At 69.8% G+C, this 26,000-nt stretch carries 26 protein-coding genes; 14 read left to right on the top strand and 12 right to left on the bottom strand.

Features of this window, described 5'->3' with window-relative positions; genetic code table 11:
* Window positions 1–18: 18 nt before the first annotated feature.
* From ACFFQA_RS12205 to xylB, 4 genes are all read right to left on the bottom strand, one after another.
* Window positions 19–288, bottom strand: coding sequence for a hypothetical protein (locus ACFFQA_RS12205; protein ID WP_377851897.1), 270 nt, complete (start codon window positions 286–288; stop codon window positions 19–21).
* A gap of 89 nt (window positions 289–377) precedes the next feature.
* Window positions 378–1,553 carry a xylose isomerase gene (xylA, locus tag ACFFQA_RS12200; protein ID WP_377851896.1) on the bottom strand — a complete coding sequence of 392 codons (1,176 nt, stop codon included), beginning with the start codon at window positions 1,551–1,553 and terminating at the stop codon, window positions 378–380.
* Complete coding sequence (locus ACFFQA_RS12195) at window positions 1,550–2,806, bottom strand: ROK family protein (RefSeq protein ID WP_377851895.1); 1,257 nt, start codon at window positions 2,804–2,806, stop codon at window positions 1,550–1,552. The genes xylA and ACFFQA_RS12195 overlap by 4 nt, the downstream gene beginning before the upstream one ends.
* Before the next feature lie 137 nt (window positions 2,807–2,943).
* Window positions 2,944–4,347, bottom strand: a complete 1,404-nt coding sequence (xylB, locus tag ACFFQA_RS12190) for a xylulokinase (RefSeq protein WP_377851894.1) — start codon at window positions 4,345–4,347, stop codon at window positions 2,944–2,946.
* Between the two features lie 405 nt (window positions 4,348–4,752).
* Here xylB and ACFFQA_RS12185 point away from each other — a divergent pair, with 405 nt between their 5' ends.
* The 3 genes from ACFFQA_RS12185 (at window position 4,753) to ACFFQA_RS12175 (ending at window position 9,042) form a co-directional block, all read left to right on the top strand.
* On the top strand, window positions 4,753–6,504 hold the full coding sequence (locus ACFFQA_RS12185; RefSeq protein WP_377851893.1) for a serine/threonine-protein kinase: 1,752 nt from the start codon (window positions 4,753–4,755) through the stop codon (window positions 6,502–6,504).
* Window positions 6,505–6,595: 91 nt separating this feature from the next.
* Complete coding sequence (locus ACFFQA_RS12180; protein ID WP_377852260.1) at window positions 6,596–7,387, top strand: purine-nucleoside phosphorylase; 792 nt, start codon at window positions 6,596–6,598, stop codon at window positions 7,385–7,387.
* Window positions 7,384–9,042, top strand: coding sequence for a phospho-sugar mutase (locus ACFFQA_RS12175; protein WP_377851892.1), 1,659 nt, complete (start codon window positions 7,384–7,386; stop codon window positions 9,040–9,042). The genes ACFFQA_RS12180 and ACFFQA_RS12175 overlap by 4 nt, the downstream gene beginning before the upstream one ends.
* A gap of 49 nt (window positions 9,043–9,091) precedes the next feature.
* Here ACFFQA_RS12175 and ACFFQA_RS12170 read toward each other — a convergent pair whose 3' ends face one another.
* From ACFFQA_RS12170 to ACFFQA_RS12155, 4 genes are all read right to left on the bottom strand, one after another.
* Window positions 9,092–10,084 (bottom strand): aldo/keto reductase, encoded by a 993-nt coding sequence (locus tag ACFFQA_RS12170; protein WP_377851891.1) that lies wholly within the window; start codon window positions 10,082–10,084, stop codon window positions 9,092–9,094.
* Window positions 10,081–10,485 carry a MerR family transcriptional regulator gene (locus tag ACFFQA_RS12165; RefSeq protein WP_377851890.1) on the bottom strand — a complete coding sequence of 135 codons (405 nt, stop codon included), beginning with the start codon at window positions 10,483–10,485 and terminating at the stop codon, window positions 10,081–10,083. Before ACFFQA_RS12165 ends, ACFFQA_RS12170 begins: the two co-directional genes overlap by 4 nt.
* Window positions 10,486–10,542: 57 nt before the next feature.
* A complete protein-coding gene (locus ACFFQA_RS12160) occupies window positions 10,543–10,932 on the bottom strand; it encodes a type II toxin-antitoxin system death-on-curing family toxin (protein ID WP_377851889.1) in 390 nt (129 codons plus the stop codon).
* Window positions 10,933–11,142: 210 nt separating this feature from the next.
* Complete coding sequence (locus ACFFQA_RS12155) at window positions 11,143–11,349, bottom strand: YlcI/YnfO family protein (protein ID WP_377851888.1); 207 nt, start codon at window positions 11,347–11,349, stop codon at window positions 11,143–11,145.
* An 88-nt stretch (window positions 11,350–11,437) separates the two neighbouring features.
* On the opposite strand from ACFFQA_RS12155, the gene ACFFQA_RS12150 reads away from it, so the two are divergent.
* Entirely contained in the window at window positions 11,438–12,037 is a 600-nt protein-coding gene (locus tag ACFFQA_RS12150) for a TetR/AcrR family transcriptional regulator (RefSeq protein ID WP_377851887.1), read from the top strand.
* A 93-nt stretch (window positions 12,038–12,130) separates the two neighbouring features.
* On the opposite strand, the gene ACFFQA_RS12145 is transcribed toward ACFFQA_RS12150, so the two are convergent.
* Window positions 12,131–14,113, bottom strand: a complete 1,983-nt coding sequence (locus ACFFQA_RS12145) for a glycosyl hydrolase family 18 protein (RefSeq protein WP_377851886.1) — start codon at window positions 14,111–14,113, stop codon at window positions 12,131–12,133.
* Between the two features lie 291 nt (window positions 14,114–14,404).
* Window positions 14,405–15,028 carry a uracil phosphoribosyltransferase gene (gene upp, locus ACFFQA_RS12140; RefSeq protein WP_377851885.1) on the bottom strand — a complete coding sequence of 208 codons (624 nt, stop codon included), beginning with the start codon at window positions 15,026–15,028 and terminating at the stop codon, window positions 14,405–14,407.
* Between the two features lie 32 nt (window positions 15,029–15,060).
* On the opposite strand from upp, the gene ACFFQA_RS12135 reads away from it, so the two are divergent.
* The 5 genes from ACFFQA_RS12135 to ACFFQA_RS12115 all read left to right on the top strand — a co-directional run bounded on the left by ACFFQA_RS12135 (window position 15,061) and on the right by ACFFQA_RS12115 (window position 20,181).
* Window positions 15,061–15,720: a maleylpyruvate isomerase family mycothiol-dependent enzyme gene (locus ACFFQA_RS12135; protein WP_377851884.1), complete on the top strand. Its 660-nt coding sequence runs from the start codon at window positions 15,061–15,063 to the stop codon at window positions 15,718–15,720.
* A gap of 371 nt (window positions 15,721–16,091) precedes the next feature.
* Complete coding sequence (deoC, locus tag ACFFQA_RS12130; protein ID WP_377851883.1) at window positions 16,092–17,108, top strand: deoxyribose-phosphate aldolase; 1,017 nt, start codon at window positions 16,092–16,094, stop codon at window positions 17,106–17,108.
* A 3-nt stretch (window positions 17,109–17,111) separates the two neighbouring features.
* A complete protein-coding gene (locus tag ACFFQA_RS12125) occupies window positions 17,112–18,548 on the top strand; it encodes an aldehyde dehydrogenase family protein (RefSeq protein ID WP_377851882.1) in 1,437 nt (478 codons plus the stop codon).
* Entirely contained in the window at window positions 18,541–19,410 is an 870-nt protein-coding gene (locus tag ACFFQA_RS12120; RefSeq protein WP_377851881.1) for an aldehyde dehydrogenase family protein, read from the top strand. The genes ACFFQA_RS12125 and ACFFQA_RS12120 overlap by 8 nt, the downstream gene beginning before the upstream one ends.
* Before the next feature lie 75 nt (window positions 19,411–19,485).
* Window positions 19,486–20,181: a hypothetical protein gene (locus ACFFQA_RS12115; protein ID WP_377851880.1), complete on the top strand. Its 696-nt coding sequence runs from the start codon at window positions 19,486–19,488 to the stop codon at window positions 20,179–20,181.
* Between the two features lie 108 nt (window positions 20,182–20,289).
* Here ACFFQA_RS12115 and ACFFQA_RS12110 read toward each other — a convergent pair whose 3' ends face one another.
* Window positions 20,290–20,847 (bottom strand): SMI1/KNR4 family protein, encoded by a 558-nt coding sequence (locus tag ACFFQA_RS12110; RefSeq protein ID WP_377851879.1) that lies wholly within the window; start codon window positions 20,845–20,847, stop codon window positions 20,290–20,292.
* A 153-nt stretch (window positions 20,848–21,000) separates the two neighbouring features.
* Between ACFFQA_RS12110 and ACFFQA_RS12105 the strand changes: the two genes are divergently transcribed.
* The 5 genes from ACFFQA_RS12105 to ACFFQA_RS12085 all read left to right on the top strand — a co-directional run bounded on the left by ACFFQA_RS12105 (window position 21,001) and on the right by ACFFQA_RS12085 (window position 24,718).
* Window positions 21,001–21,330 (top strand): type VII secretion target, encoded by a 330-nt coding sequence (locus ACFFQA_RS12105; RefSeq protein WP_377851878.1) that lies wholly within the window; start codon window positions 21,001–21,003, stop codon window positions 21,328–21,330.
* Between the two features lie 3 nt (window positions 21,331–21,333).
* Entirely contained in the window at window positions 21,334–22,521 is a 1,188-nt protein-coding gene (locus tag ACFFQA_RS12100) for a C40 family peptidase (protein ID WP_377851877.1), read from the top strand.
* Between the two features lie 82 nt (window positions 22,522–22,603).
* Window positions 22,604–22,936 carry a hypothetical protein gene (locus ACFFQA_RS12095; protein WP_377851876.1) on the top strand — a complete coding sequence of 111 codons (333 nt, stop codon included), beginning with the start codon at window positions 22,604–22,606 and terminating at the stop codon, window positions 22,934–22,936.
* On the top strand, window positions 22,933–23,400 hold the full coding sequence (locus tag ACFFQA_RS12090; RefSeq protein WP_377851875.1) for a YbaB/EbfC family nucleoid-associated protein: 468 nt from the start codon (window positions 22,933–22,935) through the stop codon (window positions 23,398–23,400). Before ACFFQA_RS12095 ends, ACFFQA_RS12090 begins: the two co-directional genes overlap by 4 nt.
* A 64-nt stretch (window positions 23,401–23,464) precedes the next feature.
* Window positions 23,465–24,718, top strand: a complete 1,254-nt coding sequence (locus ACFFQA_RS12085; RefSeq protein WP_377851874.1) for a SatS C-terminal domain-containing protein — start codon at window positions 23,465–23,467, stop codon at window positions 24,716–24,718.
* A gap of 67 nt (window positions 24,719–24,785) precedes the next feature.
* Here ACFFQA_RS12085 and ACFFQA_RS12080 read toward each other — a convergent pair whose 3' ends face one another.
* Window positions 24,786–25,874: an adenosine deaminase gene (locus tag ACFFQA_RS12080; protein ID WP_377851873.1), complete on the bottom strand. Its 1,089-nt coding sequence runs from the start codon at window positions 25,872–25,874 to the stop codon at window positions 24,786–24,788.
* Between the last annotated feature and the right edge of the window lie 126 nt (window positions 25,875–26,000).

Below are 26,000 nucleotides of genomic sequence, written 5' to 3'. Positions count from 1 at the left end.
GTGACCGCCAGGCGTGGCTCAGGCCTTCTGCGCCCGCTTGCGAATGCGGCGGCCGAGCAGCACCGTGCCGAGCAGCACGACCGCGATGATGCCGATGGTGACCCGGTTGCGGTCCTCCGGCACGGCGGGCTGCTGCCCCTCGGTCGGCGGCGCGGTGGTCGTCGGCTGCTGCGCCACCACCACGCCGATCTGTGCCGGAGCCGGGAGCGCCGAGGAGACGGGCGTGACAGCGAGCAACGCCAACACCCCGAACAGGGTGACCACGATCGCTCGGCTCGTTGCACGCATGACTGCCTCCTCCAGCAACAGGTGACGCTTTGAGTCTGCCCTCCTCACCCGCGCGAGGTCACCCTGGTCAGCGATCTTTATGTCCTTTGTTACTTTTCGTTACCGCCTGACCGGACGCCGACAAGATGTTCCAGGGCGAGCTGGTCCAACCGCTCGTACCCCATCCCCCGAGTACCCGCGATCTCCGGGTCGAACTCCTCGGCACGCAGGTCGTCGAGGGTCTCACCGGGCAACAGGGTCGGTACCGCGAGCTGGGCGACCCGTGATGCCCGCAACGCCTCAGCGACCTCGGGATCGGCCCGGAACGACCGCGCCCGGTCGGCGAAGATCAGGTAGTTGCGCATGCACGCCTCGGCCGACGCCCACACGCCGTCCTCGTCCTCGGTGCGCGCGGGCTTGAAGTCGAAGTGCCTCGGCCCCTCGTAGCCCGCCCGCTCCAGGAGGTCGACGAGGAAGAAGGCCGTCTTGACGTCCCCGTTGCCGAAACGCAGGTCCTGGTCGAAGCGCGGCCCGTTCTGGCCGTTGAGGTCGATGTGGAACAGCTTGTCCTGCCACAACGCCTGTGCGACCCCGTGCACCATGGACAGCCCGGCCATCTGTTCGTGTCCGACCTCGGGGTTCAGGCCGACCATCTCGGGGTGCGCGAGCTTGTTGATGAAGCCGAGCGCGTGGCCGATGGTCGGCAGCAGGATGTCGCCGCGCGGCTCGTTCGGCTTGGGCTCCAACGCGAACCGGATGGCGTAGCCCTTCTCATTGACGTACGAGCACAACAGGTCCAACGCCTCCGCATAGCGCTGCAAGGCGACGCGCACATCCTTCGCCGCAGGCGACTCCGCACCCTCGCGACCGCCCCACAACACATAAGTGGTGGCACCGAGTTCGGCGGCCAAGTCGATGTTGCGCAGCACCTTGCGCAGCGCGAACCGACGGATGTCACGATCGTTGGCCGTGAACGCGCCGTCCTTGAAGACGGGGTGGGTGAACAGGTTCGTCGTGACCATCGGCGCCACGAGACCGGTGGCGTCAAGCGCCTTGCGGAAGGCCTGCACGCGTTGGTCACGCTCGCGGTCATCCGCGCCGAACGGGATCAGGTCGTCGTCGTGGAAGGTGACGCCCCACGCGCCGAGCTCAGCGAGTTTCTCCACGGCGTGCACGGCGTCCATCGTCGGCCGGGTCGCGATGCCGAACGGATCGTTACCGGGCCAGCCGACCGTCCAAAGACCGAAGCTGAACTTGTGCTCAGGGCGCGGGGTGTAGTCGGTCACGCGATGCCTCCAAGGTGTGGGACTTCAGCTGGAGCGACGAGCGGGGCGATCGACGGGTCGTCGAAGACCCGGTCCAGAGCGGCGTACGCGCCGCCTCGCACCGCAGCCGTGAACCCGAGGTCGGACAACAGCAAACGGCAGGAGCCGGACGCCATGACTCGCTCAGAGAGTTCCCGCCGGGCGGGTTCGACAAGCCACTCGCCGAGCACGGCGAAGTAACCGCCGAGCACGATTGCGGTGGGGTTGAGGATGTTGACCAGGATCGAAGCACCGATCCCCAAAGCAGAGCCGATCTCCGCCAGAGCGCGACGTGTCCTGGGTTCACCGTCAGCGGCACGGGACGCGATCACCCGCAGTCGCTGCTCAAGGTCTAACGCGGAGTCATGGACCCGGTCGTCGAAGTTGGCGACCGACCGCAGCAGCGCGGCCAGGCCGACCTGCGTCTCCCAGCAACCGCTGCGACCACAACCACACGGAGCTGGCTCAGGGTTGAGCGGCATGTGCCCGACCTCGCCGGTGAACCCGGTCGCCCCTCGGACCAACCGACCGTCCGCGATCACGCCACCGCCGACGCCGACCTCACCGGTGAGATAGAGCAGGTCCGTGGCGCCAGCTGCGACCCCGACCGCGTGTTCGGCCAGCGCGGAGAGGTTGGCGTCGTTGTCGACCGAGATCCGTTCGCGCGGGAGTTCGAGCCGGGTGACGAGCCGCTCCACCACCGAGGCGTCCCGCCAGCGCAGGTTGGGCGCGTGGCGGACGATCCCGTTCTCGGTGTCCACCAGGCCGGGTACCGCGACGGTGACTCCGGTGACCCAGTTGCCCGCGTCCCGCACCTCGGCGATGGCCTCAGCCGCGAGATCGGCCAGGAGATCCATGGCCGCAACCTGTCCGAGTGCCACGACGTCGAGCGGGACCCGCTTGGAGAACACCATCTGGTCGGTGAGGTCGAGGACAGCGACAGCGACGTAGTTGACGTTGATCTCAAGCCCGATCCCGCACACAGTCCGACCACGGAGCTCGACGGGTTGGCTGGGACGCCCCACCGCTCCCGAGACGATCTCACCAAGTCGCACGAGCCGACGCTGTTCGAGCTCACCGACAAGACTCGACGTGGTGGCCTTGTTCAGACCGGTCCGGCGAGCGAGCAGCGCCCGCGACTGCGGCCCGTCCACACGGAGCGCCCGAAGCACCCGCGACAGGTTCAGCCTGCGCAGCCCCGTCTGATCGACCGGGCGATCGGCCGGACTTCGCATGATCCTCCACTTCGTTTGTTGGATCGACAAACTAAAACCCTCGCCCACCCGGGTCAAGTCCGGTCAGCGGGCAGAACGCAGCTATGAACAGGTGGTGCGCTGATTCACTGCTCAAACGGGCGGTGAATCAGCGCAGGTCACTGGCCATGGACCTGGTCGCGGACAGCGGCGTACGCGGCCCGCAGCTCCTCGCCGACATCGGCCACGCCAGGCGCGCAAGCCTCGGATCGCACTGACCATGCCGGTGGCTCCGCAGTACCCGCCAAGGCCCACGCCGCCTGTCGAGCAGCCCCGAGCGCCACGTACTCGGCGGGCTCCGGCACCTCCACTGGCACGCCGAACAGCAGCGGTGCCACCGCCCGGACCGCGGCCGACCGTGCCGCACCGCCCACCAGCAACACCCGCCGCGCCTCGACGCCCTGCCGACGAAGGGCGTCAAGGCCGTCCACCAAGCCGCTGAGCATGCCCTCGACCGCTGCTCGCGCCAGGTTCTCCGGCGTCATGTTCGACCGGCGGAGCCCGACGAGGGTGCCGCTGGCGTCGGGCAGCTGCGGCGTGCGCTCCCCGTCCAGGTACGGAAGCAACACCAGCCCACCGGCCCCGGGCTCGGCCCGCAGCGCGAGCTGGTCCAGTCCCGCAAGGTCGACGCCCAGCATCGTGGCGGTCGCCGTGAGCACCCGCGCCGCGTTGAGCGTGCAGACCAAGGGCAGGAACCGGCCGGTGGCGTCGCAGAACCCGGCGACCGCTCCCGTCGGCTCGGCGGTCGGGTTCTCGGCCACCGCGAACACGGTGCCCGAGGTGCCGAGGGACACGACCACGTCCCCCGGCCCGGCGCCCAGTCCCAGCGCCGCACCCATGTTGTCGCCGGTCCCGGCCCCGAGCAGGGCCCCGCCCGGGGTCCGGCCCGCCGCCTCCGCCGGTCCGAGCACCCGGGGCAGCTCGGGCGCTCGGCCGTCGAGGGCGGCGGTCAGCAGGTCGGGCAGCCACTCACCGGTCGCAGGCGAGAAGTAGCCCGTCCCTGATGCGTCACCGCGATCGGTCGCCGTCTCCGTTCCCGGTGCGGCCAGCCGCCAGGTGATCCAGTCGTGCGGCAGCAGGACCCTGCTCGTGCGATCCGCGTTGGCGGGCTCGTGCTCGGCAAGCCAGGCCAGCTTGCTGACCGTGAAGCTGGCGACCGGCACCGAACCGGTGCGCTCCGCCCACCGCGTCGGTCCGCCCAGGTCCTCGGTCAGCCGCCGAGCCTGCGTCGCGGAGCGGTTGTCGTTCCACAGCAGCGCGGGACGGACGACCTCGCCCTCGGAGTCCAGGGTGACCATCCCGTGCTGCTGCCCGGCCACGGCGATCGCCTGGACCGGCTCGGAAAGCCCGGCCGTGGCCTCGGCCAAGGCCTGCTGAGTGGCCCGCCACCACGCGTCGGGATGGACTTCGGTGCCGTCGGGGTGCGCGGCGCGGCCTTCGGCGAGCACCTGGCCGGAGGCGGCGTCGACGGCGATGGCCTTCGACGACTGAGTCGAGGAGTCGATCCCGATAACCACGGTCATGACGTCGGATCATGCGTCACCGCGGTGTGGTGGTGGAAGGGGCGGGCCCCAGCGGCGCGTGGGCTCGTATAGGCATCACCTCCTTGTTCGCTGCCCAGGTCGTGTTGCTCGTGTGGTGCTCCTCGTCCAGGTTGCGATGACGCGGGGCGGAGGAGAAGCCGAAATTGGCGACCTGTGGACAACGGGGGCCAATGTGGACAACTACGCCGAGAAAGGGGCTCGCGGGGACAGGAATGTCAGGGGTGTCTGGAAGAATTCGCAGCGGGGGGCTCCCCCGCCATTTCACGGTGAACTCACCTATCCGGGAGCTGGCGCGCGAATCCACTGCGGTCACATTCTGTAAGCAGTTGGACCCGACTTGTCGCACAAGACGGTGACAGGCTCCGAGATGTGGAGAATGGGTGCGTGTCCCCGGCCGACATTGACCAGAACTCCGAGTCCCAGGAGCCGAGCGAGCGGTTGATCGCCGAGCGCTACCGGCTCAAGCGGGTGCTCGGACGCGGCGCCATGGGCACGGTCTGGGCTGCTTATGACGAGATGCTGCGCAGACAGGTCGCGGTGAAAGAGGTCCGGCTACCACTGGGGATGCCGCCGGATGAGGCCGACGCCATGCGCGAGCGGACCCTCCGGGAGGCGCGGGCCATCGCCGTTCTCTCTCATCCGAACGTGGTAACCCTGTTCGACGTCGTCCGGCATGAGGGCGAGCCGTTCGTGGTGATGGAGCTGCTGCCCTCGCGCAGCCTCGCCCAACTGGTCCGCAAGCACGGCCCGCTCAACGTCACGCAGGCCGCCGAGGTCGGCAACGCGGTCGCCGCGGCGCTGGAGGCCGCGCACCAGGCCGGCGTCACGCACCGCGACGTCAAGCCGGGAAACGTGCTGGTAGGGGCCGACGGCAGGGTCAAACTGACCGACTTCGGCATCGCCCGCAGCGTCACCGACTCGACCCTGACCAGCGCGGGGCTCCTGCTGGGAACTCCCGCCTACATCGCGCCCGAGGTCGCCTCCGGTGACCCGGCGTCGCCCAGCGCCGACCTGTGGGGCCTGGGCGCCACGCTCTTCGCGGCCATGGAGGGAACCCCGCCCTACGACGTGGAGGACGACCCGCTGGAGACGGTCACCCAGGTCGTGCACGGGGAGGTCCCGGCTCCGAGCGACGAGGGTGTGCTCGGCGAGGTGATCACCGGGCTGATGACCAAGAACCCCGGCGACCGCATGCCGCTGGCGGAGGTCCGCAGACGGCTGCACCCGCTGCTGCCGGAGCCCGGCACCCGCCTGTTCCCGCACGACGAGACCGAGCACAGCTACGCACTGACGCCGAACCCCGTGGTGGAACAGGTGAAGCAGCGCGGCTCGGAGCGCCAACGAGCGGTTGAGGCGTCGATGGCGAAGGAACTCGCCGCCGACCCGGGGCCGCTGCCGTTCATGCTGGCCGCCACGTCCGCGCCACCGCCGCAGCGGCGTGGAGCGCGGCTGCTCACCGTGGCCCTGTCCGCCCTCCTCTTCGTCTTGTCGGCAGGTGGCGGGTTCGCGCTGGCCAGAACCGCCGCGGGCTATCGGGTGTTGCCGGACTTCAGCACCCAGAAGACCACGGGGAACCTGGCGGTCCAGTCCGTTCCGCTTGCCGCACTGGAGCAACGCAACGAGGTGGCCCAGCTCGCCAAGGGAGACCAAGGTGGCGACTTCAGCGTCCAGGTGCCCAAGAACTGGACCGACTTCCAGGAGCAGCGGATCAACTCGACCATGTCGAGCACCGTGATCAGGTTCATCTCGCCGGACGGCCGCAACGAGCTGGCCGTGGAGCGCTTCGCCGGCTTCTACCCGCACAACAAGATCTCGCGGTACCTCGAGCAGCTGGGCGCGGCGGCCACGAGTGACGGCGGCAGCTTCAACCTGAGCTCTCAGCGGCCGTCCGCGACGCAGAACTCCTACGAGCGGTCGCAGGAGATCATCTACCGGACGATCTCGGCCAAGAGCAGCAAGTCCAACAGCCGGGGCCGTGGCGCGGGCGTCGAGGTGGCGCGCACGACCTACGCGACGCTGCTGCCCAACACCAAGGACCTGTGGGTGCTCCGGATCACGGTGCCGACCGACTCCGAGGACTGGGGCAAGACCGAGCTCTACGACCGGATCGCGCCCACCTTCGCCATCGCGAGCTGACTCGCCCGTATCCGGTCGCTAGGCTCCGGACGTGAGCATCGAGACCCGCGCGACCGCCGCCACCAGCGACGCGGACGCCCTCAACCCGGCCATCGACCCCGAAGCCGCCGCCACCGCGGCCGCAGCGGCCCTGGCCGAGCGCACCGGAACCGGCCAGCACGACCTCGCCGTCATCCTCGGTTCGGGCTGGCGCCCGGCCGCCGACGTGATCGGCGAGCTCGTCACCGAAGTCCCCATGGGCGAGCTGCCCGGGTTCGCCGCGCCGAGCGTGGCCGGCCACGGTGGCACGGTCCGTTCGGTGCGCGTCGGTGAGAAGCGCGTGCTGGTGATGCTCGGCCGCACCCACTACTACGAGGGCAGGGGCATCCCGCAGACGGTGCACGGGGTCCGCACCGCGACGGCCGCCGGCTGCACCACCGTCGTCCTGACCAACGCTGCGGGCGGCCTGCGGCAGGGCATGCAGGTCGGCCAGCCCGTCCTGATCAGCGACCACCTCAACCTGACCGCGGCGTCACCGCTGGTCGGCGCGCGGTTCGTGGACCTGACCGACCTCTACTCCAGCCGCCTGCGCGCCGTCGCCAGGGAGATCGACCCCGCCCTGGAGGAGGGCGTCTACGCCGGTCTGCCCGGTCCGCACTTCGAGACGCCCGCCGAGATCCGCATGCTGCGCGCGATGGGCGCCGACCTGGTCGGCATGTCCACCGTGCTGGAGGCCATCGCCGCACGTGCGGCTGGCGCGGAGGTCTTCGGGTTGTCCCTGGTCACGAACCTGGCGGCGGGCATCACCGGCGAGCCGCTGAACCACGAAGAGGTGTTGGAGGCGGGTCGCGAGGCCGCGAGCCGGATGGGCACGCTGCTGCACGAGCTGGTGAGCCGGGCGTGACGCTGTCCCCGGAGCTCCGCGACCGCACGTTCCGCTGGATCGCCGACGACGTCGACGCCGCCGACCGCGAGGAGCTGCAGCGGCTGCTCGCCCAGGCGATGGTCGGTGAGCAGCCCGCCATCGACGAGCTGACCGACCGGATGCGCGCGCCGCTGAGCTTCGGCACCGCGGGTCTGCGCGGACCGGTTCGTCCGGGGCCGAACGGGATGAACCGCGCGGTCGTGGTTCGCACCACCGCCGGTCTTGGAGAGTGGCTCGCGGCCGCCGGGAAGTCCGGCGGCGTCGTCGTGGTCGGGCGCGACGCGCGGCACGGCTCGGAGGAGTTCCACCGCGACGTCGCCGGCGTGCTCACCGCGGCCGGCTTCGACGTTCGCGTCCTGCCCCGGCCCCTGCCGACCCCGGTGCTGGCGTTCGCGGTGCGCAAGCTCAACGCCGTGGCCGGTGTCCAGGTGACCGCGTCGCACAATCCGCCCGCTGACAACGGGTACAAGGTGTACCTGGACGCGGGTTCGCAGATCGTGCCCCCGGCGGACCGGGAGATCGAGGCGGCCATCGCGAAGGTGGGCGCGGCGGTCAGCGTCCCTGTCGCCCAGGGCTGGACGACGCTCGGCGAGGACCTCGTTCAGTCCTATGTGGAGCGAGCTGCCAGCCTGCCGAGGAGCCCCGAGCGCGGACTTCGTGTCGCCGCGACGACGCTGCACGGCGTTGGCGCGGCGACATTGCGGGAAACGTTGGCGCACGCGGGTTTCACCGATGTCCATCTGGTCGCGGAGCAGGAGCGACCCGATCCGGACTTCCCCACCGTGAGCTTCCCGAACCCGGAGGAGCCCGGCGCCTCGGACCTGCTCCTCCAGCTGGCCTCCGCTGTGGACGCTGATCTGGCCGTTGCGCTCGACCCGGACGCGGACCGCTGCGCGCTCGGCGTCCGGCAGCGGGACGGTTCGTGGCGAATGCTTCGGGGCGATGAGACCGGAGCACTGCTCGGCGAGCGCGTTCTGTCCACTTTGGACCGATCGGCCCACCCGGACCCCTTGGTGGCGACCACAATCGTCTCGTCCGAGTTGTTGCGATCGGTGGCCGCCAAGCACAACGCCCGCTACGACGAGACGTTGACGGGCTTCAAGTGGCTCGTGCGCGCGGGCGACGGAAACGGCACCGGTCTGGTCTACGCGTACGAAGAGGCCATCGGCCACTGCGTCGACCCCGATGTGGTGCGGGACAAGGACGGGATCAGCGCGGCCGTGCTGGCTTGCGATCTTGCCGCGTCACTGAAGGCGTCCGGGCGCTCACTGCTCGACGCGCTGGACGACCTCGCGGTCGCGCACGGCCTGCACCTCACCGACCAGGTTTCCCTGCGCGTGCAGGACCTTGGCGTGATCGGCAGGACGATGGCGAGGCTGCGCGCCGAACCACCTGCCGAGCTGGCCGGAATCCCCGTGGACGTGACGGACCTGCGCCCGAAGGCGGACGTGCTGACGATGCGCGGACAGGAACTGCGGGTCCTGGTTCGCCCCTCGGGCACGGAGCCGAAGGTGAAGGCGTACCTGGAGATCGTCGAACCGGTCGCCGCCGCGACGGAGCTCGACGACGCGCGGAAGCGGGGCCGCGAGCGGCTTTCCGCGCTGCGTGAGGAGATCTCCACACTGCTCGGCTAGGCGCGGGATGGCCTCCCGGTCCCACGGGCCGGGAGGCCATCCCGTCAGCTCAGCCGTTGAGCAGGCGCATCATCTGCTCGGGGTAACGGTTGCCCGCAACCTGGTCGAGCGGCACCGCGGCCGCGATGCGGTCGAGCTCCTCGGCGCTGAGCTCGATCGCGACGGACGCGACGTTCTCCTCCAGGTACTTGCGGCGCTTGGTGCCCGGGATCGGCACGACGTCCTCGCCCTGGTTCTGCACCCAGGCCAGCGCGAGCTGCCCCGCGGTGACACCACGGGCCGCGGCCAGCTCCCGCAGCGTTTCGACGATGGCGAGGTTCTTCGCCAGGTTCTCCTCACTGAAGCGCGGCTGACCGACGACGCGGAAGTCCTTGCTGCCGAAGTCGGCCGCCTTGGTGAAGCGGCCGGTGAGGAAGCCCCTGCCGAGCGGCGAGTACGGCACGATGCCGATGCCGAGCTCACGGCAGGTCGGGATCACCTCGTCCTCGATGTCACGGGACCACAGGGACCACTCGCTCTGCAGGGCGGCGATCGGGTGCACCGCGTGCGCCCGGCGGATGGTGTCCGCGCCGGCCTCGGACAGCCCGAGGTACCGGACCTTGCCCTCGGCGACCAGCTCGGCCATGGCGCCGACGGTCTCCTCCGTTGGCACGTTCGGGTCGATCCGGTGCTGGTAGTACAGGTCGATGTGGTCGACACCCAGCCGCTTCAGCGACCCCTCGACCGACTGGCGGACGTACGCGGCGTCACCGCGCACACCACGCACGTGCGGGTCGTCGGTGCGCACGATGCCGAACTTGGTGGCCAGCACGACCTGGTCGCGCCGGTCGGCGATGGCCCGCCCGACCAGCTCCTCGTTCAGGTACGGGCCGTACATGTCCGCGGTGTCCAGGAACCGCACCCCGAGGTCGATGGCACGGTGGATGGTGGCGATCGACTCCTTCTCGTCGGTCTCGCCGTAGAACTCGCTCATTCCCATGCACCCCAGGCCCTGAGCGGAGACCTCAAGCGCACCGAGCCGACGGGTGGGCAGATTGCTCATGATGCTGTCGCTTCCTGGGCGAGCGGGGTCAGCTCAGCGACCCTCTGCTCGACCGTCTCATAGTTGTCGATCTTGTAGTCCAGCGTGCTCAGGCACATCTGCAGCTCAGCGATGCGCTCCCGCACCGCGGCACGCTGTTCCAGCAGGATCTGCTTGCGCGAGCCCGCGCTGGCCGCGCCGTAATGCCGCAACCTGGCGTACTCGCACATCAGGCGGATCGGCATACCGGTCATGCGAAGACAGGACAGGAACCCGAGCCAACCGAGGTCGTCATCGGAGTAGCTGCGCCTGCCGCCCGAGTCCCGGGCCGGCGGGTCGATCAACCCGATGCGCTCGTAGTAGCGAAGGGTGTCCATGGACAGTCCGCTGCGCTCGGCTGCCTCGGCGATCGAATAACTCACGAGGACGACGGTAGAAGTTGGAGCGCGCTCCAGGTCAAGCTCCGGGCCGGAGGCGGCTCAGCCCTGCTCCTCCTTGGCGACGGCCCAGGCTTCGAAGCGCGCTGCCACGTCGGCGACGTCGAACTCGCCGCGCCCGACCTCGCGGACGACCTCCAGCGCGTCGTCCTCCTCGGCGTCGATCCACCAGCCGTTGATGTCGCACAAGGTCACCGCGGCCACCCAGGCCAGCCGCCAGTTGCCCTCGACGAGCGGGCGGGTGCAGACGATGGAGTCCAGCATCGCGGCGGCCTTGAGCCAGAGGGTTCCGTACGCCTCGACGCCGAGAACGGCGGCGCGGGGGCGGTGCGCGGCGGCATCGAGCAGCCCCACGTCGCGAACGACGAGGTCACCGCCGGTCACAGCGGTTGCCAGCACCAGCAGGTCGCTGGCGTCCAGATAGGAGATCACTCGGCCTTTTTCCCGTGGTCGACGTAGCTCGCGGGGCAGGGAAGAACCCGCGTACGGGCCGAGCTCACCGCGCGGTCTGACGATATCGGGGGTCACTGACAGTGGACGCCCGATCGGCCATTGGGGGCGGCTTTCATAGAGGACTTGAATCTAGGTAGAAATCGCGGGTTTTCTCAGGCACAGCACCGAAATTGGCCCGATGGCCACCGATCAGGTGGGGCCGAGGCGGTCCAGCAGGGTGCCGTACCTGGGCATCACCCGCGCCAGCACCTCGGTCAGCTGCCGTTCCTTGTGCAGCCGGGCCCACCGGTCGGCGAGCGCGAGTCGCACCACGTCCTGCTTGGATCGGCCCTCGGCGACGGCGAGCTCGTCGAGTTGCCGATTCTCGTCCTCGGTCAACCGCAGCGTCATAGCCATGCGGGGGATGGTACCGCCGTGGTATCACTGATCACCAGGTCAAGCGGCGTACGGACGTTTCAAAACAGTGTTCCGTTACCCTGGAGGGGTGCCCAGACCGAAGGTCCACGACGACGCCCTGCGCGTCCGCCTGCTCGACCGCGCCGCGGAGACGCTGTCCACCGACGGACCGGACGGGCTGAGCCTGCGCAAACTCGCAGCGGACGTGGGCACATCGACCACCGCGGTGTACTCGCTCTTCGGGGGAAAGCCCGCGCTGCTGCGGGAGCTCTACCGAGAGGCGTTCCGCCGCTTCGGCGAGCGGCTGACCACGGTCGAGCTCTCCGGCGACCCCGTCGAGGACCTGGTCCGGCTCGGCATCGCCTACCGGCAGAGCGCTCAGGCCGACCCGCACCTCTACGCGATCATGTTCTCGGACGCCGTTCCCGGCTTCGACCCGGACGAGGAGGCGGGCCGCGAGGCGGCCGCCACGCTCCAGCCGCTTCTCGACGTCGTGCGCTCCGGGATCGTCTCCGGGCACTTCACAGGCTCCAGGGCCGAGGAGATCGCGCTGGCGTCCTGGGCGCTGGTGCACGGGCTCGTGTCGCTGGAGGCCAGGGCGCACATGCCCCCGGGGATCGACGTCGCGGAGAACTTCGAGAAGGTCCTGCGGGCCCAGTCGCGGGGCTGGTCCGTCGAGCCGAAGTGAAGGAGGGGCCCGGGGATACCCCGCCGCCAACGGTTCCCCGAGCCCCACCAGGACTGTCCGATCAGGACAGTCCGTCCCTGTGCGCCGACCGACTCACCTCAGCCCGTTGTCCAAGGCGGTCATCAGCGTTCCGTCGTCTCCGTCGAGCGACCAGATCATGGCTCCGCCAAGCCCTTTCGCCTTGACGTACTCCATCTTCTTGCCGATCACCCAGGCGTCGTCGAAGGACCACCACTGCCCGTTGGCGAACGCGTACGCCGCGACCGCCTGCTCGTCGTGGTGGACGGTCGGGAACTGGACCTTCAGGTTCTTGTACGCCCGCGTTCCCGCTTCGACGGCGAAGTCGCCAGGAGCGGCACCGTTGGCCGCCTGCCACTCCCCCTTCTTGCCGCCGTCGGTCACCTGCTGCCAGCCGCGCCCGTAGAACGGCACGCCCAGCACGAGCTTCTTCGGGTCGATACCGGCATCGGTGTAGATCTTCAGCGCCACGTCGACGCTGAACTTGGTGGTGTACGGGTCATCGACGTCGGTGTGCAGGTTCGCGTGGTGGCCGGTGCGGTTCGGCTCCCACGAGTTGTCGCTGCCCGCTCCGTGGAAGTCATAGCCCTGGAAGTTGAACAGGTCCAGGCTGTTGGCGACCCTGGCCATCTCCCAGCCCGCCTCGGCCAGCGCGGGCGCGGCCGGGGTGAAGGCGGTCAGCAGGTACTTCTTGCCTGTCGTGGAGCCGAGCGCGTCGAGCTGACGGCGGAACTCCTCGATCAGCAACGAGTTGTTGACCTTGTCTGCCGGGCTGAAGTGGTTGCCGGGGTGCCCTTCCGCGCCGGGCCACTCCCAGTCGAGGTCGAAGCCGTCGAAGATGTTCGCCCCCGTTCCCGGGCCGCCCATGTCGTAGTGCTTGGGCAAGTTCCCCTTGATGTACATGTCCACACAGGACGAGACGAGCTTCTTGCGCGACGCGTCGGTCTTGGCCGCGTCGGAGAAGAACTTCGAGTACGTCCAGCCTCCGAGCGAGAGCAGCACCTTCAGGTTGGGGTGCTTGGCCTTGAGCTTCTTCAGCTGGTTGAAGTTGCCTTTCAGCGGCCCCGCCCCGGCCCAGCCGCCGTCGCCGACACCGTCGACGCTCTGCGCGGCGTCGAACGGCCACACGTAGTCCGCCGTGGAGTCACCGGCCCCGGTCCCCTGGTCCGGGTCCTTCGGGTCGGAGGTCGTCGGCTTGGTGACCGCGAAGCACGTCAGCTCGGTGGGGTGGATGTTGGCGAAGGAGTAGTTGAGGTGCGTCAGCTTCGCCGCGGCTCCCGAGGTGTCGAGGTTCTTGATGAAGAACTTGCGCTCGTAGATACCCCACTGCGGGAAGTACCCGACGCGCACGTGACCGCCGGGAGGGGGCTCGCTACCGGGCTTTCCGGTGCGCGCCGCCACCGAAACGCTCTGTGCGGAGGCGTTCCCCGCCGCGTCCTTGGCACGGACGGTGAAGGTGTAGTCGGTCTCCGGGGTCAGTCCGCTGACGGTGAAGGTCGTGTCCGGAGTGCTCCCGGCGGACACCCCACCACGGAAGACCTCGTACCCCGTGACGGCCACGTTGTCGGTGGACGCGTTCCACTTCAAGGAAACGGTGTTCGCACTCGTACCGGAGACGGCGATGCCCGAAGGCACGCTCGGGGCCTCGGTGTCCGGCGCGCCGCCTTCGCAAGGCAGGCCGTTGAGGCGGCAGTTCACCGGACTGCCGTTGCCGACCCCGTTGAAGCCAAAGGAAACCGATGCCCCGACGCCGACGGCGCCGTTGTACTCGCGGTTGACGAACGCGTAGCGGTCACCGCTGCGAGTGAGGAGGGAGTCCCAGTACGCGCCGACGCTGGTTCCGCTCGGCAGGTCGAACTCGACCTTCCACCCGTTCAGCGCGGTCGCGCCGCCGTTGGTGACAGTGATCAGTCCGGTGAAGCCACCGTCCCAGCTCGAACTCTTGGTGAACGTCGCGGTCGGGGTCGTCGCGGCCTGCGCAGGGGAGGTCGCGAGTCCGAGCACGACACAGACGGTCGCGCAGAGGGCGAGGGGCAGTTGCCATCGCTTGCGGTGCATGATCGATCGCTCCTTCAATCCGGGCGGGCCCGGAAGGTGCAGGGAGAAGTCCTTGCGTGGCGGCGGAGCGGAATCAGGCGACGGTGCGGGGTCCGGCTTTCGGTCGGGGTTCGCGGATGTGTACAGCAGACGATGTGGTCCAGACCACAAGACGTCAAGGTCTAGACCACTCGCCTCACTCGAATGTCGCACCCTTGACCCGCGCGAAACGGAACGGCAAGATCACCCGCGCTATATCTTTTTAAAGTAGTCCGGGGGTGCGCGGTGACCGAACAGGACCTGCTGGAGGGGTCAGACGGCGCCGTACTGCCGGTCCCCGGCGTCACCGAGCCCGGGCACGATGAAGCCGGAGTCGTTGAGCCGCTCGTCCACGCTGGCGGTGACCACCCGGACAGGCAGGTTGGCGCCTTCCAGCGTGCGAATGCCTTCGGGGGCGGCGAGTGCGCAGACGGCGGTGACGTCCGCGGCACCGCGGTCGGTGAGCAGCCTGATGGTGTGCACCATCGAGCCACCGGTCGCCAGCATCGGGTCGAGCACCAGCACCGGCCGACCAGCGAGGTCCTCCGGCAGCGAGACCATGTACGGCGTCGGCTGGAGGGTCTCCTCGTCGCGGGCGAGACCGACGAAGCCCATCTGGGCGTCCGGAATCAGCTTGTGCGCCTGGTCCGCCATGCCCAGACCCGCGCGCAGCACCGGCACCAGCAGCGGCGGGTTCGCGAGCCGGAAACCCGTCGTCCTGGCCACCGGGGTGTGGATGCGCTCCTCGGCGAGAGGCGCGTCCCGCATCGCCTCGTAGATCAGCATCACCGTCAGCTCGTGCAGCGCGGCACGGAATGCCGCGCTGTCGGTGCGGGCGTCACGCATGGTGGTGAGCCGGGCCTTTGCCAGCGGGTGTTCGACGACGAGCACGTCCATGACCGCAGACGTTAGCTGGAGAAGAGGCACAGATGTACGACGTCATCTACCGAGACGCACGGATGCGGATCAGCGCGATCGCGGAAACGCTGGACGAGCGGCAGCTCGCGCTGCCGGTGGCAGCGTGCCCCGAGTGGTCCGTCCGTGCGCTGCTCGCACATCTGCCCGGGGTGGCACACGACGCGGCGACCGGCCGGATGGACGGAGCTCCCGGCAAGACGTGGACCGAGCGGCACGTCGGCGAGCGGCTGGCGCGGACCGTCACGGAGAACCTCATGGAGTGGGCGGGGTTCAGCGACCGTCTTGAGGAGCGCCTGCGCCAGGAAGAGGCGCAGCTCAACATGGTGCACGACGTGACGCAGCACGAGGCCGACCTACGCTCGGCGCTCGGTTTGGAGCGACTGCCGGACGAGGCATGGCGACCGATGCTGAGCCACATCGCGAACATGGTCGGCTCCCGACGCAAAGCGACTGGCGCGCTGGTCGTCCGAGCGAACGAGGACGAGTGGCGGATCGGCGAGGGCGAGGTGGTCGCGACCGTGGAGGCGGAGCCCTATGAGCTGTGGCGAGCCTTCTTCGGCAGGCGCAGCACCGGTCAGATGCGCGGATGGAAGTGGGACTGCGACCCCGAGCCCTACCTGGATCGGATCCCGGTCTTCCCGGCTCGCGCGGACGCCTTGGCGGAGAAGTAAAAATCGAGGGTCCACCGGTGGCGCGTCCGGTGGACCCTCGGGCCTAGCCCGACCCGCCTCGGCAGATCGGCTACTCCACGGTAACCCTGGAAAACGTGGCCGATCAACAACTTGATGAACACTTAAGAAAAGTAATCACCGAATGGCCTACTGGCCACCGCGCGACCTGGGGTGATCACGCTCTCATGCAGCTCAGGCCACCGCTCCGGAACCGCACCCGGATGTGAGCAGCACCATCACCGAGCGGCCCGCTCCGCCGCGACCGGTCACCCGCACCGGCGCTGACCTGCTCCGATCAGGGCCAGCGGCGCGGTGCGGTGCTCGACCGCGACGGGCTGGACGCCCGCTGACCTGGCCCTAGACTCCAGACCATGGCCGCACCGTCACCGCCGACGGCTGCCGAGTCCGCGGACACCCCCGCGACCCGCCAGTCGCCGCACATCCCGGGACTTCCCCCAGAGCTGGCAGACGCCACCAGGGACGACGCCGCGCTGCGCCGGTTCCTGCACGGACTGCCCGGCGTCGACCAGGTAGGACTGGAGCAACGCGCCGCAACGCTGGGCACCCGCAGCATCAAGAAGGCGTCCAAGCTCTGGGCGATCGACACCGCGATCAGGATGGTCGACCTGACCACCCTCGAGGGCGCCGACACCGCTGGCAAGGTCAGCTCGCTGTGCGCCAAGGCGCGGCGCCCCGACCCCGAGCGCGCCGACGTGCCACAGGTCGCCGCCGTCTGCGTCTACCCGGACATGGTCGAGACCGCGGTGCGCGAGCTGAAGGGCGCCGACATCGGCGTCGCCAGCGTGGCGACGGCGTTCCCCTCCGGCCGGTCCTCGCTGGCGATCAAGCTTGAGGACACCCGGATCGCGGTGGACGCGGGCGCGACCGAGATCGACATGGTGATCGACCGCGGCGCGTTCCTCTCCGGTCGCTACGGCCAGGTCTACGAGGAGATCGTCGCCGTCAAGCAAGCCTGTGGAGACGCCCACCTCAAGGTGATCCTGGAGACCGGCGAGCTGTCGACCTACGACAACGTGCGCCGCGCGTCCTGGCTGGCGCTGCTCGCGGGCGGTGACTTCATCAAGACCTCGACCGGCAAGGTCTCCCCCGCCGCGACGCTGCCCGTGACGCACTTGATGCTGCAGGCCGTCCGCGACTGGTGGACCCAGACCTCGCAGCTGCGCGGCGTGAAGCCGGCTGGTGGCATCCGGACGACCAAGGACGCCCTGCGCTACCTGGTCGCCGTGCACGAGGTGGCCGGCGAGGAGTGGCTGGACCCGAAGCTGTTCCGCTTCGGCGCCTCCAGCCTGCTCAACGACCTGCTGATGCAGCGGCGGACCCAGCTCGACGGCCACTACAGCGGCCCGGACTACGTGACGGTGGACTGAGACATGACGCAGATCTGGGAGTACGCCCCGGCTCCGGAGTCCCGGGACATCGCCAACCTCAAGCCGAACTACCGGATGTTCGTCGACGGCCAGTTCGTCGAGGGCGAGGGCGAGCCGCTCAAGTCGGTCAACCCGTCGACCGAGGAGGTGCTGGCCGAGGTCAGCACGGCAGGCAGCGCCGACGTGGACCGCGCGGTCAAGGCGGCCCGCCGCGCCTACGACAAGGTGTGGGGCCGGATGCCGGGCGCCGAGCGCGCCAAGTACCTCTTCCGCATCGCCCGCCTGATCCAGGAGCGCGGCCGCGAGCTCGCCGTGCTGGAGAGCCTGGACAACGGCAAGCCGATCAAGGAGTCCCGCGACGTCGACGTGCCGACGGCCGCGGCGCACTTCTTCTACCACGCGGGCTGGGCCGACAAGCTCGACTACGCGGGCTACGGCCCCGACCCGCGACCGCTGGGCGTCGCCGGCCAGGTCATCCCGTGGAACTTCCCGCTGCTGATGCTGGCGTGGAAGATCGCCCCGGCGCTGGCCTGCGGCAACACCGTGGTGCTCAAGCCGGCCGAGACCACGCCGCTGACCGCGCTGGTCTTCGCCGAGATCTGCCAGCAGGCGGGGCTGCCCGCCGGTGTGGTCAACATCCTGCCCGGCGCCGGTGACGTCGGCTCGGAGATCGTCAACCACGCCGGGATCAACAAGGTCGCCTTCACCGGCTCGACCGAGGTCGGCAAGCTGATCCAGCGCTCGCTGGCCGGGACCGGCAAGAAGCTCACCCTGGAGCTGGGCGGCAAGGCCGCGAACATCGTCTTCGACGACGCGCCGGTCGACCAGGCGGTCGAGGGCATCGTCAACGGCATCTTCTTCAACCAGGGCCACGTGTGCTGCGCGGGTTCGCGGCTGCTGGTGCAGGAGTCCATCGTCGACGAGGTGATGGAGAAGCTGCGCTACCGCGTCTCCACGCTGCGCATCGGCGACGCGCTCGACAAGAACACCGACATCGGCGCGATCAACTCCAAGGAGCAGCTGGCGAAGATCCGCGAGCTGACCGCCTCCGGCGAGGCCGAGGGCGCCGACCGCTGGTCCAGCTCGTGCCCGTTGCCGGACAAGGGTTTCTTCTTCGCGCCGACGGTGTTCTCCAACGTGCACCAGGCGATGCGCATCGCCCGTGAGGAGATCTTCGGGCCGGTGCTGTCCGTGCTGACCTTCCGCACGCCGGACGAGGCGGTCGCCAAGGCCAACAACACCCCGTACGGCCTGTCCGCCGGGATCTGGACCGAGAAGGGGTCCCGGATCCTGTGGATGTCCCAGAAACTCCGGGCCGGTGTGGTGTGGGCGAACACCTTCAACCGGTTCGATCCCACCGCCCCGTTCGGCGGCTACCAGGAGTCCGGTTTCGGTCGCGAGGGCGGCCGCGCGGGGCTGGAGGCGTACCTCGATGTCTGACGGGCGTATTGGCGTGACCAAGACCTACAAGCTCTACGTGGGCGGGAAGTTCCCGCGCTCGGAGTCCGGGCGGGTGTACCCGGTGAACGACTCCAAGGGCAACTTCCTCGCCAACGCCTCGCACGCCTCCCGCAAGGACGTGCGGGACGCGGTCGGCGCCGCGCGCAAGGCGTTCCCCGGCTGGTCCAGTGCCACCGCGTACAACCGCGGCCAGGTGCTCTACCGCGTCGCGGAGATGCTTGAGGGCAGGCGGGACCAGTTCGTCTCGGAGGTCTCGGCCGCGGAGGGCGTGAACGCGAAGAAGGCGGAGTCCATTGTGGACGCCGCGGTGGACCGGTGGGTCTGGTACGCGGGCTGGACCGACAAGGTCGCCTCGGTGCTCGGCGCGTCGAACCCGGTCGCGGGCCCGTACTTCTCCTTCTCGGTGCCCGAGCCGACCGGCGTTGTCGGTGTGCTCGCGCCCCAGGCCTCATCGCTTCTCGGCCTGGTGAGCGTGGTGGCTCCGGTGATCGCCACCGGCAACACCTGCGTCGTGGTGTCCAGCCACCACCGTCCGCTGCCCGCCGTCACGCTGTCCGAGGTCATGGCGACCTCGGACCTGCCGGGCGGTGTGGTGAACCTGCTGACCGGCAACGCCGCGGAGCTGGGTCCGTGGCTGGCCTCGCACGCCGACGTCAACGCGCTCGACGTGTGCGGGGCGCCCGAGGTGATCCGCGCCGATCTGGAGCGGACCGCGGCGGGCACGGTCAAGCGCGTGCTGCGCGCCGCGGCCAAGGAGCCGGACTGGACCCGCCAGCCGGACATCACCAGGCTGCGCGCGTACCTCGAACACAAGACGGTCTGGCACCCGATGGGAGTCTGATCCGTCGTTTCGGCCACGATGTGCCCTGCGGTCCGCGGATCGCGGGGCACATCGTTTTCGGAAGGGGTGTCCGACGTGGAGGAACTCGACGCCTGCGGTATCGCCGAAGTGGTCGCGGCGATGCTCAGCGAGTCGCACGGACTGCGCACCGAGCGCACTGACGCCGTCGTCGCGCTCTCCGACCTCGACCTGGAGATCGCCGTCGAGGAACCGGAGCACGGCCCGGGCGGCGCGTACGTGCGACTGCCGTTAGGCGTGCGCTACACCGCCTGGGAGGAGGGCTACGCCTGGGACCAGGCCGTGGGTGTGCGCTCGGCTGACGCACATCCGCTCGCCGACGCCCTGATGTCCTGGGTGCACAACGTGCTCCCGGTGTTCATCGCCATCCAGCAGCCGGACCACCCGCTCGCGGAGGCCGTGTTCCACCAGCTCGGCGCTGATGGCGAGGGTCGCCCGACCGAACTGTTCGCCGGCCCGGTGGCCTGGCGCGACTTCGGCGGAATCGACGACGAGTTCGTCCGTGCCGCCAGCGAGCGACCGCCCACACTCGTGGTGGCCGAGCGGCTGATGAGCGACGGCCAGCTGCCGGACCGGCCGGTGTGGCTCTACAGCCTGTGCGGCCACGTGCCCGGACAGGACGAGGACACCGTCGAGGTCACCCTGAACAACAACGACGTCAGCGGGCACTTCGTGGACGTCGGCCGACACCTGCCGTGGGGAGTCGGCCACGGCACCGTGAAGTCCTGGGCACTGCTGGTTCCCGCGGTCTGATCCCACTCGGGCCGGATCGTCACGCCTGACAGTCCCTCCTCGGACAGCTCCAGGCATGGCAGACGTGGGCTGGCGACTTCCCTGGCCAGCGACTGCCTCGTGTCGGTGTCACAGCTTCCAGACCAACATGCCTCCCCTCGTGGTCTCCGCGTGGTAGCGGCCAACCGGGCCGCCCGTCTCCAGCGCGTCGGCGACGCCGCCGAGCATCGCGGTGAGGCTCGACCACTCTGGTGGGTACGCGACTCCCCACTGGTGGCTGAAGGCGAACAGGCACCCGTGCAGCGGGCCCGGCCGGAGGTCAACGGCGAGGTCGTAGCCGCCGCCGTCCGTGGCGATCGGGACGAAGCGGGAATGCCAGCCAGCACCGGGGAGGCCTGCCGCCGAGCCCTTCTGCGGGCCGTCGCCGTGTCGGCGGGTCCACTCCCGCCACGCGCTCGCCGAGCCGATCGGCCGGTACGGGATGTAGCCGTGCGGAAGAACGGGATGCAGCCCTCCACCGCAGCTCGTCCACCACTCGAACAGTTCCACCGGCAGGCGCTGGCCGAGCACGTCCTCCACCGCGCGCACGTCCGCCTCCGCCGCGGGTGGCAACAGCTCCTTCGCCGTGGCGGGCGCGTGTTCGGCCAGGGTGCGAGTGATCCGGTTCCAGCTCTGCTCGATGGACATGCCGGGATCGTGACAGCACCCACCGACAGTCCCGGCCGACCACGGATCCGTGATCAGCTCTGCGTGACGAAATCCTGGCCGCAGCACCCCTCACTCGCGTGAATCCTTGGTATCTCAGGACAAAGCCACTTGAAGTGCGGCAGCCTGAGGCGCATGGTGGAGCAGGGTTTCAAGGTCGATCCGGCCGCGCTGTCGAGCTATTCGAGCTCGACCCCGCGGCTGGCGGACGACCTCGGCAGAGTGGGCAGCACAACGCTGAGTCGGATCACCGCACTGCCGCCGGACGCCTTCGGCAAGATCGGCGCGGAGGTCGGCATCGGCCAGGCCTTCGGGCAAGCGGCCAAGGCCACGGTGGACGGAGTCTCCGCCGCGGCCGCGGGCCTGACCGGGCTCGCCAAGTCGGTCGCGGGAGCCCTCACCGAGTACCAGCGGCAAGACGCGGACCACGCCGCGCTGATGCGGCGCACCCAGGCACAGGGGTGACGCGTGGCCGACGCCGCGGGTCTGATCGAACCGCTCGTGCGACCCATGCGCGAGCACCTGGCCAAGCTGGACGGTGACACCGGCAGCGCGAGCAAGGCGGCCGAGTCGCTCGGCACCGCCAAGAACACGATCGCGGAGGTGAAGACACAGCACAGCACGCAGGTCCGCGCGACCCTGGGCGGCTGGTACGGCGAGCGGGCCAATGCGTTCCAGGGGCGGGTGGCCACCCTCGACGGTGGCTTGGACCGGCTCTCCGGCAACTGCGGCAGCGCACAGGGCTCAGTCGCTGGAGCGGTCACGGCGATCACCGTGGGGCGCAAGGCGATCCAGGGTTTGATCGACGAGTTCATCGGTTGGGCGAAGCCGGTGTTCGAGGCGGCGCTGACCGCGCAGAAGGCCGGCGACGGCAACGCGGTACGCGAGGCGGCCGCCAAGGCGTTCGGACGTTCGTCGGACTACGCCGGGAAGACGGCGGCGGAGCTGAAGAAGGTCGCCGACCAGCTGACCGAGGCGGCCTCGCGGCTCCGGGCGCTGCAACCCGCGGATCCCGGCGCTCTCAGGGGACTCGGCTCCCCGCTCGGCGGCAGCGGCGGCTCGGTCGAGGTTCAGGGTGGCGGTGTTCCGATCGCTCCGCCCGCACCCCCGGAGGGAGGCGGCCGGGGTGAGGGTGGCGGTTCCGGCGGCAGCGGTGGTGGCTCGGGTTCCGGCGGAGGCGGTGGCTACAGCGGAGGGGGTGGCGGTGGCGGAGGAGGGGGCAGGCCCAACCTTCCGGTCGCGATCCCGCCTCAGCCCGGTTCCGGTGTCGACATCAACCTGCCTGGTGGGCACACCGTGCAGGCACCCAACCCGGTGGCGGCGGCAGCGGTGCGCAACGCGCTGTCCGTGCTCGGCACGCCGTACGTGTGGGCGGCTTCGGACCCGCCGAGGGCGACCGACTGCAGTGGGCTGACGAAGTGGGCGTACGGCAACGCGGGGCTCGACCTGCCACGGCACTCCGCCGCGCAGGCGGTCGGCGCCTCGGTGCCCCCGGGTCAGCTGCTGCCCGGTGACCTCGTGGTCTGGCGGGGCCACGTGGCCATGTACATCGGCAACGGCCAGATGGTCGAGGCCGGGGACCCGGTGCAGATCCGGCCGCTGCGCACGACCAACTCCGGCATGCCCTTCGTCGGTTTCTACCGGCCGACGGGCTGAGTGAAGGGAGCGGAACCTGAACGACCACATCGACGGCGACATCGCGCGAGTCGCCGGACAGATCAGGACGACCGAGGACCGGGTGGCCGACAGGTTCGCCCGCACCGGACCGGTCGTGGGGCGAGCGGCCTCCGGCGACGGCGAGGTCGTCGTGGAGGTGCTGCCCGGCGGCGGGCTGCACGACGTCCGGCTCGGTCCGGCCGCGCTGCGGATGGACGTCGACGCGTTGGCCAGGGAGATCATCAGCCTCGCCGGTCGGGCCGAACGGGTTGCGGGCGGGCGGCTGCACCACGGGGTCGGCGGCGTGCTCGACAGCGCGGCGCGGGATGAGCTCGTCGGGCTCGGCATCGCGCGTGAGGACCCCAGGGACGACGAGGACGACGAGTTCGCCCCACTGCTGCGGAGGCCACTGTGACCGTGCCGGAGCCCTCGACGGCCGAGCTCATCGCGGCGGCGGAGCAGCGACAGCTCCAGGCCGCCGAGGTGGAGCGCGCCATGGCCGCCGTCACTGGGACCGCGACCGGCGCCGACGGCATGGTGTCGGCGACGGTGACCGCTCGCGGCCGACTGGTCGGGCTGCGGTTGCACCCCGACGCGGTGCGGCTCGGCCCCGCCCTCGGCGACGCGATCGTGGACGTCGCCCGCCGGGCGGCCGACGACGCGGCGCAGCGGTCCTACAACGTGCTGGCGCCCGTGCTCGGTGACGAGCTGACCGCGGCGATCGAGGCCATGGCGGGACCCGTTCCGGAACGAGCGCGCACGTCCGAGTCCGTTCCGGTCTCGTGGGCTCCGATGGGGACGGCCGGGGACTCCGGCGGAGAGGAGGACGAGGACGACGTACTGACCTTCGACGCGTCGTCGCTGCGGTCGGACCGGTGAGCAGCATGATCTTGGCCACCCCGTAGGCTGCGCCTCGGAAGAGTCCGCTGACCCGGAGGCATGGATGGCGCAGGACATCGTCCCGATCGAACTCGTCCTGCCCAAGGGCGACCTGCTCACCCTGTGGGCACCGCGCTGGCGCGAGGACGGCGAGGAGTGGGAGGCGTTCCTCGGACACGAGGAGGACCTCTACGCCTTCCCGGACGCGGCGCAGCTGGCCGCGTACACGCGCACGGCGACCGAGCACGACCTCATCGACCACCCGGCGTGGCACGTGGTGCCCGCGCTGTCGGTCGGCGAGCTGGTGCCCGAGGACGACAACCGCTACGACCTGGTCGGCGTGCCCGAGCTGGTCGCGGAGGAGCCGGACACCTGGACGATCGGCGAGCTGGCCGACATCGTCGCGATCCTGCGTTCGCTGGCGGACGTGTGCGACCTGGAGGTCGTGCACGAGGTGCTCGACGCGGCCGCGGGCTTCACCGTGCTGCACCAGGGGACCTTCCCGTTCACCGGCCGCGAGGGTGAGGCCCGGTGGAACGAGGTCGCCAAGGTCGTCGCGGAGCGCTGGGACGAGGTGCTCGACGCCGTCGACGGGCTGATCAGCACGCCCGAGACGGACGCGACCGCGCTCGCCACGGCACGGGAGGAGCTGGCCGCCTACGAGGAGGCGGCCGCCGAGGCCGAGGCCGGTGAGCCCGAGGACGTCGACGACGAGTCCACTTCGGACGACGACGAGCCGGTGGGCTTCTGGGGCGAGGTCGGCATCGACCCAATCAAGATCATCACCAGTCAGGCCGAGTACTACACCCTGCGCTGCTACCTGCCTTCCGGCGACGACGAGGAGCGGCCGGTCTTCCTCGGCTCCGACGGGCAGATCGACGTCTTCAGCTCCGGGCGCGCCCTGGCGCGGCACCTCGCGGACAGCGCGGCGGCGGACCCGACGAAGAACCAGCTCGCCGAGGTCTCCACGTGGGAGGACGTGCTCGCCAAGGCCACCGGCGGCGAGCTGGAGATCGACGTCCACCAGGACAACACCTACGTGCTCAACGGTGTCGCCGACGACCTCGCCGAGGGACCGGAGTCGGTCGACCCGACGCAGCTGGAGCTCGCCGTCGAGCTGCTGACCGACGCCGCCGAGTGGGCCGACGACGACCGGGTCGCCAACGCACTGTCCACTTCGGAGCCGCTGGGCTGGATGGTGTCCTTCGTGCTGCGGCCCGACCCCACGCGCCTGGCGCCGAGCGCGCCGTTCACCGCCGAGGTCGGCGTCTGGCAGGAGCTGGTCGGCAACCTCGAGGACCGGCTGCGCACGCACTGACCCGAGCCGTGACACGCGAAGGGCCCCGCCACGTCGGCGGGGCCCTTCGTCGTTGTCGCCAGGAGCGTCAGCCCATCAGTGCGGCGTATCCCGGCTTGATCACGTTGTTGATGAGTTCGAGCCGCTCGTCGAAACCGAGGAAAGACGACTTCATCGCATTCACCGTGAACCATTGCATGTCGGCCCAGTCATAACCGAATGCCTCGTGCAGCGCGGCGAACTCGCCGGAAACGGTGCAGTGGCTCATAAGCCGGTTGTCCGTGTTGACCGTGACGCGGAAGCGCAGTTTCGCGAGCAGGCCGATCGGGTGCTCGGCGATCGAGGTCGCCGCCCCGGTCTGGATGTTGGAACTCGGGCACATTTCCAGCGGAATGCGGCGGTCGCGGACATAACTCGCGAGCCGTCCCAAGTGGACGGTTCCGTCGTCGTCGACCTTGATGTCGTCCATGATGCGCACACCGTGGCCGAGCCGCTCGGCACCACAGTGCTGGATGGCCTCCCAGATCGACGGCAGCCCGAACGCCTCGCCCGCGTGGATGGTGAAGTGGGCGTTCTGCTGGCGCAGGTACTCGAAGGCGTCGAGGTTGCGGGTGGGCGGGAAGCCGGCCTCGGGGCCGGCGATGTCGAAGCCGACGACGCCCGCGTCGCGGTAGCGGACGGTCAGCTCGGCGATCTCCAGCGAACGGGCGTTCTGCCGCATCGCGCACAGCAGCGTGCCGATCCGGATGCGCTTGCCCGCCTCCGCGCAGCGGCGCTCACCGAGGCGGTAGCCCTCCTCGACCGCCTCGACGATCTGGTCGAGGGTCAGGCCGCCCTCGGTGAACAGCTCGGGGGCGTAGCGGACCTCGGCGTAGACGACGCCGTCGGCGGCCAGGTCCTCGACCGCCTCGGCGGCGACGCGCACGAGGGCGTCGCGGGTCTGCATCACGCCGACGGTGTGGGCGAAGGTCTCGAGGTAGCGCTCCAGCGAGCCGGAGTCGGCGGCGTCCCGGAACCAGGCGCCGAGTTCACCGGCGTCCGTGGTGGGCAGTGCGTCGTAGCCGTTCTCGCGGGCCAGGTCGATCACCGTCTGCGGGCGCAGGCCGCCGTCGAGATGGTCGTGCAGGAGCACCTTGGGTGCGGTGCGGATGCTCTCCAGGGTCACCGGGGTTGACATGACGACACGGTACCCCTCACCTGCGGAAGCTCGGGTCGCACGCCGGTTGGGCTCACGATATGATCATCCTGGCCTGTGCGTGGCGTGCGAAACTCCACACTGTCGGTTGGCCATTGGCGCCCCCGA

The sequence above is a fragment of the Allokutzneria oryzae genome (assembly GCF_042429765.1).
Taxonomy (GTDB): Bacteria; Actinomycetota; Actinomycetes; order Mycobacteriales; family Pseudonocardiaceae; genus Allokutzneria; species Allokutzneria oryzae.
This window is presented reverse-complemented; position numbering and strand designations above follow the sequence as displayed.

Excerpts from the sequence above, each read along its gene's own strand:
- ACFFQA_RS12205 (WP_377851897.1), bottom strand. The coding sequence starts at position 288 with ATGCGTGCAACGAGCCGAGCGATCGTGGTCACCCTGTTCGGGGTGTTG.
- ACFFQA_RS12195 (WP_377851895.1), bottom strand. The coding sequence starts at position 2,806 with ATGCGAAGTCCGGCCGATCGCCCGGTCGATCAGACGGGGCTGCGCAGG.
- xylB (WP_377851894.1), bottom strand. The coding sequence starts at position 4,347 with ATGACCGTGGTTATCGGGATCGACTCCTCGACTCAGTCGTCGAAGGCC.
- ACFFQA_RS12170 (WP_377851891.1), bottom strand. The coding sequence starts at position 10,084 with ATGAGCAATCTGCCCACCCGTCGGCTCGGTGCGCTTGAGGTCTCCGCT.
- ACFFQA_RS12155 (WP_377851888.1), bottom strand. The coding sequence starts at position 11,349 with ATGGCTATGACGCTGCGGTTGACCGAGGACGAGAATCGGCAACTCGAC.
- ACFFQA_RS12145 (WP_377851886.1), bottom strand. The coding sequence starts at position 14,113 with ATGCACCGCAAGCGATGGCAACTGCCCCTCGCCCTCTGCGCGACCGTC.
- upp (WP_377851885.1), bottom strand. The coding sequence starts at position 15,028 with ATGGACGTGCTCGTCGTCGAACACCCGCTGGCAAAGGCCCGGCTCACC.
- ACFFQA_RS12135 (WP_377851884.1), top strand. The coding sequence starts at position 15,061 with ATGTACGACGTCATCTACCGAGACGCACGGATGCGGATCAGCGCGATC.
- deoC (WP_377851883.1), top strand. The coding sequence starts at position 16,092 with ATGGCCGCACCGTCACCGCCGACGGCTGCCGAGTCCGCGGACACCCCC.
- ACFFQA_RS12125 (WP_377851882.1), top strand. The coding sequence starts at position 17,112 with ATGACGCAGATCTGGGAGTACGCCCCGGCTCCGGAGTCCCGGGACATC.
- ACFFQA_RS12120 (WP_377851881.1), top strand. The coding sequence starts at position 18,541 with ATGTCTGACGGGCGTATTGGCGTGACCAAGACCTACAAGCTCTACGTG.
- ACFFQA_RS12110 (WP_377851879.1), bottom strand. The coding sequence starts at position 20,847 with ATGTCCATCGAGCAGAGCTGGAACCGGATCACTCGCACCCTGGCCGAA.
- ACFFQA_RS12105 (WP_377851878.1), top strand. The coding sequence starts at position 21,001 with ATGGTGGAGCAGGGTTTCAAGGTCGATCCGGCCGCGCTGTCGAGCTAT.
- ACFFQA_RS12085 (WP_377851874.1), top strand. The coding sequence starts at position 23,465 with ATGGCGCAGGACATCGTCCCGATCGAACTCGTCCTGCCCAAGGGCGAC.
- ACFFQA_RS12080 (WP_377851873.1), bottom strand. The coding sequence starts at position 25,874 with ATGTCAACCCCGGTGACCCTGGAGAGCATCCGCACCGCACCCAAGGTG.